This window comes from Gramella jeungdoensis, assembly GCF_023805255.1.
Lineage (GTDB): Bacteria > Bacteroidota > Bacteroidia > Flavobacteriales > Flavobacteriaceae > Christiangramia > Christiangramia jeungdoensis.
This window is the reverse complement of sequence record NZ_JAMSCK010000003.1, coordinates 42,229-56,630: the sequence shown is the minus strand read 5'-3', so window position 1 is coordinate 56,630 and position 14,402 is coordinate 42,229. Positions and strand designations below refer to the sequence as shown.

Annotated in this window: 15 protein-coding genes; 12 read left to right on the top strand and 3 right to left on the bottom strand. The window is 39.8% G+C overall.

Annotation, left to right across the window (positions count from 1 at the left end):
- The first annotated feature begins 272 nt into the window (after positions 1–272).
- Both deoC and deoD read left to right on the top strand, forming a co-directional pair.
- A complete protein-coding gene (deoC, locus tag NE848_RS07930; RefSeq protein WP_252112242.1) occupies positions 273–920 on the top strand; it encodes a deoxyribose-phosphate aldolase in 648 nt (215 codons plus the stop codon).
- Between the two features lie 5 nt (positions 921–925).
- Positions 926–1,624: a purine-nucleoside phosphorylase gene (deoD, locus tag NE848_RS07925; protein ID WP_252112241.1), complete on the top strand. Its 699-nt coding sequence runs from the start codon at positions 926–928 to the stop codon at positions 1,622–1,624.
- A 29-nt stretch (positions 1,625–1,653) separates the two neighbouring features.
- Here the strand turns inward: deoD and NE848_RS07920 are convergent, their stop codons facing one another.
- Genes NE848_RS07920 through NE848_RS07910 form a run of 3 tightly spaced genes read right to left on the bottom strand, consistent with a single transcriptional unit; the run spans position 1,654 to position 3,177 of the window.
- Entirely contained in the window at positions 1,654–1,995 is a 342-nt protein-coding gene (locus tag NE848_RS07920; protein WP_252112239.1) for a hypothetical protein, read from the bottom strand.
- 32 nt (positions 1,996–2,027) lie between these two features.
- Positions 2,028–2,861: a universal stress protein gene (locus tag NE848_RS07915; protein WP_252112237.1), complete on the bottom strand. Its 834-nt coding sequence runs from the start codon at positions 2,859–2,861 to the stop codon at positions 2,028–2,030.
- Positions 2,862–2,877: 16 nt separating this feature from the next.
- On the bottom strand, positions 2,878–3,177 hold the full coding sequence (locus NE848_RS07910) for an HPF/RaiA family ribosome-associated protein (RefSeq protein ID WP_252112235.1): 300 nt from the start codon (positions 3,175–3,177) through the stop codon (positions 2,878–2,880).
- A 150-nt stretch (positions 3,178–3,327) separates the two neighbouring features.
- On the opposite strand from NE848_RS07910, the gene NE848_RS07905 reads away from it, so the two are divergent.
- From NE848_RS07905 to ccoG, 10 genes are all read left to right on the top strand, one after another.
- Positions 3,328–3,549 carry a hypothetical protein gene (locus NE848_RS07905; protein ID WP_252112233.1) on the top strand — a complete coding sequence of 74 codons (222 nt, stop codon included), beginning with the start codon at positions 3,328–3,330 and terminating at the stop codon, positions 3,547–3,549.
- Between the two features lie 149 nt (positions 3,550–3,698).
- Positions 3,699–4,925 carry a PAS domain-containing sensor histidine kinase gene (locus NE848_RS07900; RefSeq protein ID WP_252112231.1) on the top strand — a complete coding sequence of 409 codons (1,227 nt, stop codon included), beginning with the start codon at positions 3,699–3,701 and terminating at the stop codon, positions 4,923–4,925.
- 16 nt (positions 4,926–4,941) lie between these two features.
- Complete coding sequence (locus tag NE848_RS07895) at positions 4,942–5,988, top strand: response regulator (protein WP_252112229.1); 1,047 nt, start codon at positions 4,942–4,944, stop codon at positions 5,986–5,988.
- A gap of 94 nt (positions 5,989–6,082) precedes the next feature.
- Positions 6,083–6,898, top strand: a complete 816-nt coding sequence (locus NE848_RS07890) for a universal stress protein (RefSeq protein ID WP_252112227.1) — start codon at positions 6,083–6,085, stop codon at positions 6,896–6,898.
- An 8-nt stretch (positions 6,899–6,906) separates the two neighbouring features.
- The gene (locus NE848_RS07885) at positions 6,907–9,318 is read left to right on the top strand and encodes a heavy metal translocating P-type ATPase (protein ID WP_252112225.1); all 2,412 of its coding nucleotides are present in this window, start codon (positions 6,907–6,909) and stop codon (positions 9,316–9,318) included.
- Between the two features lie 73 nt (positions 9,319–9,391).
- Positions 9,392–9,586 carry a cbb3-type cytochrome oxidase assembly protein CcoS gene (gene ccoS / locus NE848_RS07880; protein ID WP_252112223.1) on the top strand — a complete coding sequence of 65 codons (195 nt, stop codon included), beginning with the start codon at positions 9,392–9,394 and terminating at the stop codon, positions 9,584–9,586.
- Between the two features lie 2 nt (positions 9,587–9,588).
- Positions 9,589–11,784: a cytochrome-c oxidase, cbb3-type subunit I gene (gene ccoN / locus NE848_RS07875; RefSeq protein ID WP_252112221.1), complete on the top strand. Its 2,196-nt coding sequence runs from the start codon at positions 9,589–9,591 to the stop codon at positions 11,782–11,784.
- A 12-nt stretch (positions 11,785–11,796) separates the two neighbouring features.
- A complete protein-coding gene (locus tag NE848_RS07870; protein WP_252112219.1) occupies positions 11,797–12,003 on the top strand; it encodes a CcoQ/FixQ family Cbb3-type cytochrome c oxidase assembly chaperone in 207 nt (68 codons plus the stop codon).
- Between the two features lie 2 nt (positions 12,004–12,005).
- Positions 12,006–12,965, top strand: a complete 960-nt coding sequence (locus NE848_RS07865) for a cbb3-type cytochrome c oxidase N-terminal domain-containing protein (protein ID WP_252112217.1) — start codon at positions 12,006–12,008, stop codon at positions 12,963–12,965.
- A 20-nt stretch (positions 12,966–12,985) separates the two neighbouring features.
- The gene (gene ccoG / locus NE848_RS07860; RefSeq protein WP_252112215.1) at positions 12,986–14,398 is read left to right on the top strand and encodes a cytochrome c oxidase accessory protein CcoG; all 1,413 of its coding nucleotides are present in this window, start codon (positions 12,986–12,988) and stop codon (positions 14,396–14,398) included.
- Positions 14,399–14,402 lie beyond the last annotated feature (4 nt).

The window sequence follows — 14,402 nt, the reverse complement described above, 5'->3', positions numbered from 1 at the left end:
GTGTTTTGACATTTAATTAATCTCTTCAAAAGTATGGTGGAAGCCTTAGGGAAAATATGACCGTTGTCATATTTAGGATAAAATTGTCCTTTATTGATTTAAAAGCCAGAATTACCGTGCATAGACAATTAATGATAGACTGATATATATCATTTTTGATGGAGGCCTGGGGAGCTATTTTTGAGGGGTAATCCTGATTAAAAAATCAAATATTAATCAGGCCGATTAAAAAGCTTAATTTTAGTAACACTTATTCAAACACTAAATCATATATGGATCTAAACAGTTTTATAGATCATACATTACTCAAAGCCAATACGACTTCTGGCGATATAAAAAAACTTTGTGAAGAAGCGATAAACCATGATTTTTATGCGGTTTGTGTAAACAGTTGTAATACGGCTATTGCAAAGCAATACCTGAAAGATTCATCTGTAAAACTTGCAGTGACCATAGGTTTTCCTCTAGGAGCAGTTTCCAAAACTTCAAAAATTGAGGAAACCAGGCAGGCGATCCTGGATGGTGCAGATGAACTTGATATGGTGATCAATATTGGTTTTTTGAAAGATGCAAAGCAGGCAGAAGTTGAAGAAGAGATCGCATTAATTAAAAAGGCAGCTGGCAGCAAACTTTTAAAGGTGATTATTGAAACCTGTTATCTTTCTGAAGAAGAGATAAGGATAGCCTGTAAGCTGGCCCTTAAAGCCGGTGCCGATTTTGTAAAGACCTCAACGGGATTTGGCAGTCGGGGAGCCAGTACTGAAGATATAAGGATCATGAAAGAAGTGGTGGGAGATAAAATGAAGATCAAGGCTTCTGGAGGAATCAGGGATGCGAAAACTGCCCTTGAATATATAGATCTGGGTGTAGACCGCATTGGTACCTCTTCCGGAATTAAAATTGTCACCGATAATCCTTAAACATCATGAGTTTACATATAGAAGCGAAAAAAGGTGAGATCGCCGAATCTGTACTTCTTCCGGGAGACCCGCTAAGAGCTAAATGGATAGCTGAGACTTTTTTTGAAGTTGCCCATTGCTATAATAATATAAGGGGAATGCTGGGTTATACTGGTACTTACAAAGGAAAAAAAGTTTCGGTACAGGGAACAGGTATGGGAATTCCTTCAACCCTTATTTACTGTAATGAATTGATAAAAGAGTATGATGTAAAAAAGCTAATTCGTGTAGGGAGTGCCGGCGCATACCAGCCAGATATCAAACTGATGGATATCGTGATCGCCATGAGCGCCTCTACGAATTCAGCGATGAATAGGTCTCATTTTCCAAATGCAGATTTTGCACCTACAGCAAGTTTCGACCTTTTAATGAAGTCTGCTTCTTATGCAAAAGAACATGATATTCCCTTCAGGGCCGGAAATGTGCTTTCATCAGATAAGTTTTATGAAGACAATGAGGATTCTTATAAGAAGTGGGCAGATCATGGTGTGCTTTGTGTAGAAATGGAAGCAGCAGCAATTTACACTCTCGCGGCAAAATTTGGCGTAGATGCCCTGGCAATACTTACTATTTCAGATTCCCTGGTGAACGGCGAAGAGGTGAGTGCGATGGTAAGGGAGAAAAAACTGGTAGAAATGGTGGAGATTGCCCTGAATGCTTTTTGATTTTATGGACGCACCTTTATTAATCTTTTCTAGGTGTTTTCAAACTGCCAGGCTGCAAAATGCATCATGGCAACCAGAATGATCAGCAGGTTCACGATGGTGCCAAATTTTGCATCATTCCAATTGAGAACGATCAAAATCTGGGATGCTAAAGCTGCGGGAATGACCGCCAGTGTCCATGCGGGGTTATTCTGAATATAAAGTATACCTCCCGGAATGAAAAGAAGAGCAGTCACTAACCAGAATATTCCCTGAGTTCTGGATATTTGACTACCAGACTCCGATAGTTCAACTAAATCAAAAGCCTTGAAAAATCCTAATAAATGGATTAAAAGATGGACCATTAATAAGGCTATAAATGCAATCTTCATGATTCCCTAAAATTAAATCCATGGCCTCCTTTTCAGAGTTTGAAAGTAAGCACTGGAATATCGGCATGATTGGCAATATCTTCTCCTATACTACCGTAAAAGAAATGAGCGATCCCTTTTCTGCCATGAGTTGGCATCGCAATAATATCGGCTTTTACAGAATTACAATAATTGAATATTCCTTTCTCAAGACTATAATCATCATAATAAATTACCCGATCCTTTATTTCAGGAGCATCGAGGCCTGCATCTTCGAGAAATTTATTGGTGATTGCTATCATTTCTTTGGTGCTCATAAATTTTTCGGGAACGTTCACAAAAAGTAGTTTTGGGTCAACATCAAAAAGCTGGAAAAACTGTCTTGAACTTAAAAATGCATCCAGGGTTTCAGGATCGAATTCTGTAACAAATACCGCATTTTCAAGTTTAAAATTGGAAATCTGTTTTTTAATTACCAGCACTGGCGTTTCAGAGGTACGAACCACTTTTTCGGTATTGGAGCCAACAAAGATCTCCTTGAATCCGGAAGCACCATGTGAGCCCATTACAATAAGATCGGCTTCATATTCCTTGGCTACATCGTTTATTTCGCTGAAGACCTTGTAGTTTCTTACGGCCTGGGTCACTTCAATATCTTTCATATAATCCTTATCCAGGAATTTATCAAAGCGCTGTTTGGTGAGCTTCATAAAATAGATGGCATTGAAGACTTCCTGTTTCTCATCTTTAGTCAGAAAGGATTCGGGAAGGTCCATCATATGAACTACAACTATGTCAGCATTCTGTTTTCTGGCAATACTTGCAGCCACTTCAAGTGCATATTCGGAATATTCCGAAAAATCTACGGGTACTAGAATCGTATTCATAACTAAAGGATTTAGATTAATAAACCATCATAACTGCTTTTCTTTTTTCAAGCTGTTTCTCTATCTCTGCAATTGCTACTTTAACGGCATGTTCAAAATAATTTTGAGAGGTAGCCGCAAAAACTTTTGTTCCGGGAATACTGCATTCTATTTCGCAAATTTTCCCTTCTCCTTTTGGATCTTTTTCTAATTTGAAATAGACATCTATCGCTTTTATCATTTCAAATTTAGAAGTTAGCTTTTTCAGTTTTTTCTCGGTATAGTAGGTGAGGGCTTCGCTGGTAGGTATTTTCACGAATTGTATTTGAGTAAGCATAGTTGATTGAGTTTTTAGTTTACTCAAAGCTACTTCTTACTTTATTTAAAAAATATGACCCTTATCAGTATTGTTATTTTTCCTTTTATGTAATGGGTTTTTAGCTAATTTTTAAGAAAGCCTTACAGCCTAAATGTCTAAATTATATACATGAAAAGTCTATGTCTTAATTTATTAGCTCTTACCACTATTGTACTGGTCTTGCTGGCTGTTTTTTCAGCACTGGGGTTTCCTTTTCCGGTTCTCTATTTTTTAATGTGTTTTGGTCAGATTTTATTAATATTTACGGTCTATAAAGTCTTGACCGATAAGTATACTACCACAAAAACCTTTGATGATTTCTATGAAGACCACCCTATTAGGGATGAGTAGGTACAATTTACAATTTTTTGCATTTCCTTATTTGAATATTTTTCTATTATCGTCAACTTTGTAAAAAAGTTTTACCTTTAAATTCGCTTAGAGTCCGTGAAGGTCTTTGGAGCTTATAAACGGAAAACCTACTTAATAAGTTATATAGTTTGCAGGAATTTCTGGATCACAGAGATATTTTTAATATTTTATTTCAGGCCGCATCTGAAGGAATCATCGTTGTAAATTCGAATCAGATCGTTGTTGCTGCCAATGCAGCAGCCCAGGAGATGTTTGGATACAAGGAAGGTGAGCTCGTAGACCGGCACCTGGATGTTCTTATTCCCAAGGAATATCATCACAGCCATCACCATCATTTTGATAATTTTCTCGATAAAAGCGAAAAAAGACAGATGGGTCATGGCCGGGACCTGTACGGAGTAAAAAAAGATGGGACCCGCTTTCCAGTAGAGGCCGGACTTAATCCATTTAAAATGGATGGGGAGGATTACGTAATGTCACTTGTGATCGATATAAGTGTAAGAAAGGAAACCCAACGCCAGATAAGAGAGCTAAATACTCAGCTTGAAGATAAGATAAAGATACGTACCCGGGAGCTAAGGGAGACTGTTGAAAATCTGGAAGAAGAAATAAAGAGAAGGAAAGAGGCCGAGCGAAAAATCAAGGATGCACTTCAGAAGGAAAAAGAGCTCAATGAACTTAAGACCAAGTTCCTTTCACTTGTTTCCCATGAATTCAAGACTCCATTAAGCGGGATACTTACCTCGGCAACCCTCATCGAAAAATACACTAAGGAAGAGCAGCAGGAGAAGAGGGAAAAACACCTGGTAACTATCAGGAATAAAGTTCATTACCTGAACAATATTCTTAATGATTTTCTTTCTATTGAAAGGCTGGACTCCGGGAAAGGTCAGTATAAGTATACCACCTTTAGTCTTAAAAGGCTTATAAATGAAGTGGTTTACAACGCAAACATCACGCTTAAAGATGGGCAGGAGATCATCTATCCAAAAGATTTAGATGAGATCACTTTGCATCAGGATGAAAAGATCCTTGAATTGATCCTTTCTAACTTATTAGGGAATGCTATTAAATACTCTCCCGAGGACACTGTAATTAGGTTAGACGTAAAAATGGATGGAGAGAATATAATTTTTGAAGTGGAAGATCAGGGAAGGGGAATTCCAGAGAAGGATCAGAAACATATTTTTGAAAGATATTTCAGGGCAGAAAATGCTCTTTTGGATCAGGGTACGGGCATAGGCCTTAATATTGCCAAGGCCCACCTTGAAAATCTCAATGGAAGCATAGACTTTACCAGCACGGAAAATGAGGGGACAAAGTTCATTGTTGAGATACCAATGAAAAACAACTGATTAATTAGACTATCTTATGAAGAAAGTATTGCTTATTGAAGACGATGTGACGGTTCGCGAAAATACCGCTGAATTATTGGAATTATCGGGTTATGAGGTCGTTACCGCTTCTAACGGTAAGAACGGAATTGAAAAAGCAAAACAAAATCTTCCTGATATTATAGTCTGTGATATCATGATGCCCGAAGTGGACGGTTATGGTGTGCTGCAGGGATTAAGTAAGAATCCAGAGACCCTGAATATTCCGTTTATATTCCTATCAGCCAAAACTGAACATAAGGATATTAGGAAAGGGATGGACCTTGGAGCTGATGATTATCTTACCAAGCCATTTGAAGAAGAAGATCTTCTTAGCGCTATTGAAAGTCGCCTGGCAAAAGTTGAAATTCTGAAATCTCATCAGAAGAAAAATGCAGTTTCACAAACCAAAGAGGGAGACCTTAAAGACCTTGAGGATCTAAGAGAACTTTTTAAAGATTATCCACTGGAAGAATTCAAGAAGGGAGATACCATTTATGAAAAAGGTAAAAAGTCTAATTTCTTCTACCTTGTAAAAAGGGGAGTGGTGAAAGCTCATAGAATGGATAACCAGGGAAAGGAGCTAATCACCGAGCTTTATAAGGATGACGATTTCTTCGGAAATCATGCCAACGACCCACAGTCGGCTTATGAAGATTATGCCACCGCGATGGAAGACACCCAATTGTATGTGGTTTCTCGCGAAGAGTTCCATAAAATCCTTGCCCGTAACCCCCGTATTACGCTTCAGCTTGTTGAGGTTTTGAATAATAACCTTTCAGAATTGAAAAGACAGCTTATGGATATGGCCTATGGCTCTGTTCGTAAAAAAACGGCAAATACCATTCTTCTTTTTGCCGAAAGAATCAAAAAACATCCTCTTAAAAGTATCCGTATTTCAAGGGCCGATCTTGCCGGTGTAGCGGGTATGGCACCAGAAAGTCTTATTAGAACCCTTTCTGAATTTAAAAAAGAGGGCCTTATAGAAATTGAAGGGCGTAATATCAAACTTGTTGATTCAGAGGCATTAAAAAGTATAAGTTAAATCACCCAAAATTCATTTAAACGGGAAGAACTGACTTTTGTCATTTTTCCGGTTGCAGGCTTCACTTAATTTCGCTCTTGATAAGTGATGACCTATGAATGTTTTAATCCTTACCGATTTTTCGGAGGTTTCTGATAATGCAGGCCGTTATGCTGTTGATTTTCTTCAGAAGATCCCGGCAAACTTTTTTATTCTAAATATTCACGATTTTAACTTTAGTAAATCGGCCAGCAGAACTCTGGAAAATGAACTTGTTTCTACACTGGAAAAACTTCAGAAGAGTGTTCGTGATTTGGAGAATTACACAAAAAATCCTGAACACAGCTTCAATACTATATTATCTTCAGATAACCTTATTAATGCTGTTAGAAAAGCCCTAACCGAGAAAAAGATAGACCTTATTTTTATTGGTGCGGCCAGTCAGGCTGTACACCATCACCCTATTCTTGGAGATCACGCCTATGAGGTGATACGCAAAATAAGGTGTAATATTATGGCTGTTCCCGGTGATAGTAGCTATGCTGAAGCTGAGAAGTTTGTTCTCCCCGTTGACTATTCGGTGATCTCCCGTGAGAAGGTCTTCAGTCAACTTGAACAGGCCGATTTTATAAATCAGGGCCGACTTACGGTCATTGAGTTGGATGAAGACCACCATGAAAGCACAACAAATGAATTTGCCTGGCCAAAACTTGCCAAGGTTAATGGTAAAGCAAAGACCAGGTATGTAAAAATGGGTGAATCGCAGATCTTTAGTGAAGATTTGCTAAAGGAGATCCAGGGAAGGTTTGATATGATCGTTATTATTGGGAAGAACCTGAGCGTATGTGATCATTTTCTCCATGCACGTTATGGTTTGTTGTCAACCCTGAGCAATTCATTACCTATACTGGTTATTCATGAATGCAAATGACCTTGGGAATGGAAAAGATAAATTGCTTTCATTGTGGGGAGGAATGTGTTGACGGCCCAATCAATTATTCTGAAAAATCATTCTGCTGTACCGGATGTAAAACGGTATTCGAGATCCTTAATTCCAATGACCTTTCTTATTATTATGACCTGGAAAAAGCTCCGGGAATATCTCCGAAGATCAGGGAGGGGAAATATGATTTTCTGGAAAACCCCGAAATTATTGAAAAACTACTAGAGTTTGATCATGGCGACAGCCAGATAGTTTCATTTGTTATTCCAGCCATTCATTGTAGTTCCTGTATCTGGATCTTGGAGAATCTGAAGAAATTGCATAATGCAGTTAAAAGTTCCCAGGTAGATTTTCCCAAAAAGAAACTGAGGATTAGTTTTTCTTCAAAAGATCTAAGTTTGAAAGAGCTTGTTCTTTTACTGGCAAGAATAGGTTATGAACCCAATATTTCCCTTGAAAATTTCGAAGGCGAAAAGAAGGGAATTGATCGTAGCCTTATATACAAACTGGGGGTTGCCGGATTTGCTTTTGGAAATATCATGTTCCTTTCATTTCCTGAATATTTTGAGATCAACGAATTCTGGCTGGATCAGTTCAAGCATATTTTCAGATGGCTGATGTTCAGCTTTTCTCTGCCTGTGGTCTTTTATTCCGGAAAGGATTATTTTATTTCGGCTTACAAGGGTCTTAGATCGGGGATCCTGAACATTGATGTGCCTATCGCCCTGGGAATTGCCGTGCTGTTTCTTAGAAGTACCGCTGAAATTATTACGGATACCGGGACGGGGTTTTTTGACAGTCTCAGTGGACTCGTATTCTTTCTCTTATTAGGGAAATTCTTTCAGCAAAAGACCTATTCATTCCTTTCATTTGAAAGGGATTATAAATCTTATTTTCCAATTGCCGTTACTCGTATATTTTCAGAAACGGGTCAGCAAAAGGAAGAGCAGGTTCCGGTTTATAAAATTCAGAAAGGAGACAGGGTGATCATCAGGAATGAGGAGCTTATTCCTATGGATGCAATTCTTATCAAAGGAGATGCGAAGATAGATTATAGTTTCGTCACCGGAGAAGCCGAACCTGTGAAAAGGAAAAGGGGCGATCGGCTTTATGCCGGAGGGAGACAGCAGGGAAGCATAATTGAAGTAGAAGCTTTAAAACCTGTACAGCAGAGTTATCTTACCGAATTATGGAGTGATGAGGTATTCAGTAAAGATAAAAGCAGTGCGTTTCAAACTCTGACTAACCAGATAAGCAAGAGATTCACATTTGGGGTTTTAAGTATAGCCTTTATTTCAGCTATCTTCTGGATGTATTATGAACCGGCCAAAGCATGGAATGTTTTTACAGCGGTGCTGATCATTGCCTGCCCCTGTGCTATTGCCCTTGCGGCTCCTTTTACTTTGGGAAATCTATTAAGGATTTTTGGCAGGTATCATCTTTATTTAAAAGACACTACTGTTATTGAGCAAACTGCGAAAATAGATACCGTGGTCTTTGATAAAACCGGTACCATTACAAGCAATAAACGTGATAATATAAAATATGAAGGTATAGAGCTTACCGAAGAAGAGAAGGAGTTGTTATCCGGTAGCTTAAGGGCTTCTAATCATCCATTAAGCCGGGCTTTATACAGGGTACTTCAGAAGAACAATATTTCAACTCCCGAGGTCTTTAATGAATATGTAGGGCAGGGACTTGAAACCTCTTCTAAAGACCTGTCTTTAAAAATAGGATCGGCAGCTTTTGTAAAGAAAAATGTCGCCAATGCTTCTTTTTTCGCACAGCCGGAAGAACTTGAAAAGACCTCAGTTCATATCAGTTCAAATGAGCAGTATAAGGGATGTTTTACTTTTCATAACTCATACAGGGAACACCTGTCCAGTCTGTTCAACAGCCTGGCTGGAGATAAAGAACTAATCATTCTTTCGGGAGACAATGATGGCGAAAGAGAAAAGCTGGAGCAGATACTACCCCGAGGCACGAGAATGTTCTTTAATCAGAGGCCGGGAGATAAACTTCAGTTCATAAAAGACCTGCAAAATCAGAATAGAAAAGTGATGATGGTAGGTGATGGTTTAAACGATGCCGGGGCTCTTGCCCAAAGCGATGTGGGGATAGTGATCTCAGAAGATATCAATGTGTTTTCCCCTGCCTGCGATGGTATCCTGGACGCAAGAAAATTTGGAAAGATCCATGACTTTTTTGGGCTCTCTTCAAAGGCCATTTCAGTAATAAAATGGAGTTTCATCCTTTCCCTTTGTTATAACCTGATAGGTCTTGGTTTTGCTGTTTCTGGTAATCTTATGCCTGTAGTTGCAGCGATCCTTATGCCTTTGAGTTCCATTAGCATAGTTGGATTCACTACTCTGGCTACACAGATCCTGGGAAAAAGATTAAAGAACTAAAAAAGGCAAAGCTGACGATTGTCATTTTTTAGCCATCACTCTCAGGATATTTTTACATCCATATTCAAATAGCATGAGCATTATCTATATGTTACTGGCAATCAGCGTTGTTGTAGCCCTTATTTTTTTTGTTGCCTTTATTGTCTCTGTGAAAGAGGGACAGTATGATGACGTTTACACACCTTCTGTTAGGATGCTCTTCGATGATGAACTTATCAAAAATGATCCCGAAAAAAATCAACCTGTCAATAAAGAGAAATCAAATTAATTATGGAAGTACAGCAATTTTATTACGATAATAAGATCGTAAAGAAATTTATTATTGCCACCATGTTTTGGGGCATTATCGGCATGAGCGTTGGATTGCTGCTCGCCTTTATGTTCATTTTCCCGAATGTTACCGAGGGTATCTCCTGGCTTAGCTTTGGTAGGCTAAGACCGCTGCATACCAATGCGGTGATTTTCGCATTTGTGGGGAATGCTATTTTCGCCGGAGTTTATTACTCCACCCAGCGTTTGCTTAAAGCCAGGATGTGGAGTGATGCGCTTAGTAACATCAACTTCTGGGGTTGGCAGCTCATCATTGTTGGGGCAGCGATCACCCTGCCAATGGGTTTTACCTCTTCAAAGGAGTATGCCGAGCTGGAATGGCCATTTGATATTGCCATCGCGATTATCTGGGTAGCTTTTGGTGCCAACCTTATCGGTACCATGATCAAAAGAAGGCAGCGGCATCTGTATGTTGCGATCTGGTTCTACCTGGCTACATTCGTAACGGTTGCGGTACTTCATATTTTTAATAATATAGAAATTCCTGTAAGCGCTCTTAAAAGTTATTCCTTTTATTCAGGGGTACAGGATGCACTGGTGCAGTGGTGGTACGGCCATAATGCAGTTGCGTTCTTTTTGACCACGCCTTTCCTGGGACTTATGTATTACTTTGTTCCGAAAGCGGCGAACCGCCCTGTTTATTCTTACAGGCTTTCAATTATTCACTTCTGGTCACTCATCTTTATCTATATCTGGGCGGGGCCACACCATTTGTTATATACGGCTTTACCAGACTGGGCCCAGAACCTTGGTGTCGCTTTTTCTGTAATGCTTCTTTTTCCATCATGGGGAGGAATGATCAACGGACTTTTAACCCTGCGTGGAGCCTGGGATAAGGTAAGGGTAGATCCTGTACTTAAGTTCATGGTCGTTGCGATCACCGGTTACGGGATGGCAACCTTTGAAGGACCAATGCTTTCACTGAAAAATGTGAATGCCATTGCGCACTTTAGTGACTGGATTATTGCTCACGTTCACGTTGGAGCTCTTGCCTGGAACGGATTCCTGACTTTCGGAATGGTCTACTGGCTTGTGCCTAAGCTTTTCAAAACCAAACTCTGGTCAGTAAAACTTGCCAATACTCACTTCTGGATAGGGACCCTTGGGATTATTATTTATGCGTTGCCAATGTATGTTGCTGGATTCGTTCAAGCCTCAATGTGGAAACAATTTAATCCTGATGGAACATTGACTTACGGTAACTTCCTTGAAACAGTTTCTGAGATCATCCCAATGTACTGGATGCGTGCGATTGGAGGAAGTCTTTATATCCTTGGAGCTTTTGTAATGCTTTATAACATTGTTAAAACAGCGCGCCAGGGAAGTAAAGTGGAGGATGAGCTTGCTGAAGCAGCTGCGTTACAACCAGTAACCAAAAAGAGAACAGCTGGAGAGGCATATCATAGCTGGCTGGAAAGAAGACCTGTAAAGCTGACCATTTTTGCGACCATTGCGATCCTTATAGGAGGAATGGTACAGATCATCCCATCCCTGATGGTTGATGAATATGTGCCGGTTATATCCAGTGTGAAACCTTACACACCTCTGGAACTTGAAGGTAGGGATATATATATTCGTGAAGGCTGCGTTTCCTGTCACTCTCAAATGATAAGGCCTTTTAGGAGTGAGGTTGAACGCTATGGGGAATATTCCAAGGCTGGAGAATATCGCTATGATCATCCTTTCCTCTGGGGTAGTAAAAGAACAGGACCCGATCTTCACAGGATAGGCCAGAAATATTCCGATAACTGGCATCTTAATCACATGTATGACCCGCAAAGTACTTCTTCGGGTTCTATAATGCCATCCTATAAATGGTTAGTGACCGATGAACTGGATAAATCTCAGACTGAAGATAAGATGCGGGCCATGCAAACACTCGGAGTTCCTTATACCGATGAAGAGATCGCCAGGGCGCAGGAGTGGATGGACGAGCAGGGAACTCAGATCGAACAGAACCTTTATTCAGATCCCGATTTTGTGGCTAGCTATGAAGCTGATAAAAAATATGCCGAAGAAAACGGACTGGAATTCACAGAAATGCGTGATCGGGAGATTGTAGCTCTTATCGCATATCTGCAAAGGCTTGGTACAGATATCAAGGCCGAAGATTTAGAACAAGTTACAAATAATTAAAACCATACGACCATGTTGAAATTTGTAAAAGGTCCCTTGGAAAGTATAGATGGGGTTGAGATATACCCCATCATCTCCCTGCTCATCTTCTTCTTCTTTTTTACCGCTTTATTCTGGTGGGTGTTCACTGCAAGAAAAGAATATATCAGAGATGTAAGCAACCTGCCTTTAGAATTGAATAATGATCAGGAAGGTCATAACAACCAAAAAACAGACTAATCATGAAGAGAGTTTTTTCAGCATTAAGAATCCTGGGTCTCACCATTCTCGCGATTGTTATCGCCGAAGTTACGCTTGAGACAGGAGATAAAACGAGTTTTGAAGCTTATCCGATTTTATGGCTAATTCTTGCCGTGGTGATAATCATCGGTTTTGCCATAGAAGTTTCAATTGCAGCACTGGAAAGAACATTATATCATTCTCTGAAGCCTGAAGCTAAGGAAAGGTATGATGCGGCGATGGCGGGCAAAAAGGCAGAAAAGTCATGGTGGAGAAAGACCTATGAAAAAATGGTGGATAAGAAGCCTCTTGAAAAGGAAGAAGAGATCATTCTGGATCATAATTATGACGGAATCAGGGAGCTTGATAACAATCTTCCTCCATGGTGGTTATACGGTTTTTACGCAAGTATCATTTTTGCCGGAATATATCTTGCCTGGTATCACATTTTTGATGGAACCACCCAGAAAGAAGAATATTTGATGGAAGTGGCTGAAGCTAAAGCTGCCGTGGAAGAATATAAAAAGACTGCAAAAGGTCTTATTGACGCAAATACCGTTGAACTGCTTACAGGTGAAGAAGATTTAAACGGCGGGAAAGCAATCTTTGAAGGGAATTGTGCCGCATGCCATAAGATTGATGGGGGAGGAGGAATTGGCCCTAACCTTACCGATTCTTACTGGATTCTCGGTGGAGGAATCAAGAATGTATTTAATACCATCTCTGAAGGAGGTCGTGCCGGTAAAGGAATGGTTTCCTGGAAAACCGATCTGAAACCAGATGAGATCGCACAGGTAGCTAGTTATGTATTGAGTCTGCACGGGACCACTCCGGCCGATGCTAAAGAACCGGAGGGTGAATTATGGGTGGATCCAGATGCCCCGGTAGATGAAGTTGAGGTCACCAAACCCGATTCAGCTTCGGTAGAAATTCAGATGGATTACGAGGACACTGAAGAATAAATAAAAGAAAGACTGAAAAGGTGGAGAACGAAAGATTTAGAGATAGCATAGGTACCGTAACCAAAGAAGGCAAACGATCCTGGGTATATCCCAAGAAGCCTTCAGGAAAACTTTATGAATACCGTAAATATGTAAGTTATGTTCTGCTATCCTTTCTTTTCATCTCACCCTTTGTAAAAATAGACGGTAACCAGTTCATTATGTTCAATGTTCTGGAAAGGAGATTCAGTATTTTTGGAGCTACCTTCTGGCCTCAGGATTTCTATCTCTTCGTGATAATCATGCTTATTGGGGTTGTTTTTATTTTGCTTTTTACAGTCGCCTTCGGAAGGATCTTCTGTGGATGGATCTGCCCGCAGACCATTTTTATGGAAATGGTTTTCAGAAGGGTGGAATACTGGATTGAAGGAGATCGGGGGAAACAGATAAGGCTGAACAAACAGCCCTGGAATGCGGAAAAGATCAGGAAGAAAACTTTAAAATGGAGTGTTTTCTTTTTTATCTCTTTTGCGATAGCCAATGTGTTCCTTGCATATCTGATAAGTGCAGATCGGTTGCTTTTATATATTGAAGAAGGGCCTGTAGCCCATTTAAGCACTTTTTTTTCCCTGCTCATCTTTACCGGTGTATTCTATTTTGTTTTTGCCTGGTTCCGTGAACAGGTTTGTATCATCGCCTGTCCTTATGGTAGGCTTCAGGGAGTTCTGCTTGATAATAAATCCATTGTAGTCGCTTACGATCACAAAAGGGGAGAGAAAGAAAGGGGTAGAGCCAAATTCAAAAAGAACGAAGATAGGGCAGCCAGCGGGAAAGGAGATTGTATTGATTGCTTTCAGTGCGTCCAGGTTTGTCCTACAGGTATTGATATAAGAAACGGAACTCAGCTGGAATGCGTGAACTGTACCGCTTGTATTGATGCTTGTAACCAGATGATGGAAGCGGTAGATCTCCCTAAAGGATTGATTAGGTACGCGAGTGAAGAGAACATTGAAAAGAAAGCAAAATTCAAATTCACCCCCCGTTTAAAAGGATATTCAGTGGTATTGTTTATTCTGATATCTGTACTAACAGGAATGTTGTTTTTAAGGAGTGATGTTGAAGCAAATATACTAAGGTTACCTGGGCAGTTATATGAACATAAGGAAAATAATATTATTAGTAATGTGTATACCTATAAGCTAATCAATAAGACCACTCAGGATTATGACGAGGTTAGCTTTATGCTTATTTCTCATAAGGGTGAGATCCATACTGTAAAAGATCACGGGATTCATGTTCCAGGGAACGGATTGGCTGAAGGAACTCTTTTTATAGAAATAAACAGGTCGGGACTAAAAGATGAAAAAGACAAGGTGGAGGTTGCGGTTTACAGTGGCGATAAGCTTATAGAGACTACAACAACTACATTTTTAGGCCCGAGAAGTTATAATTAAAAAT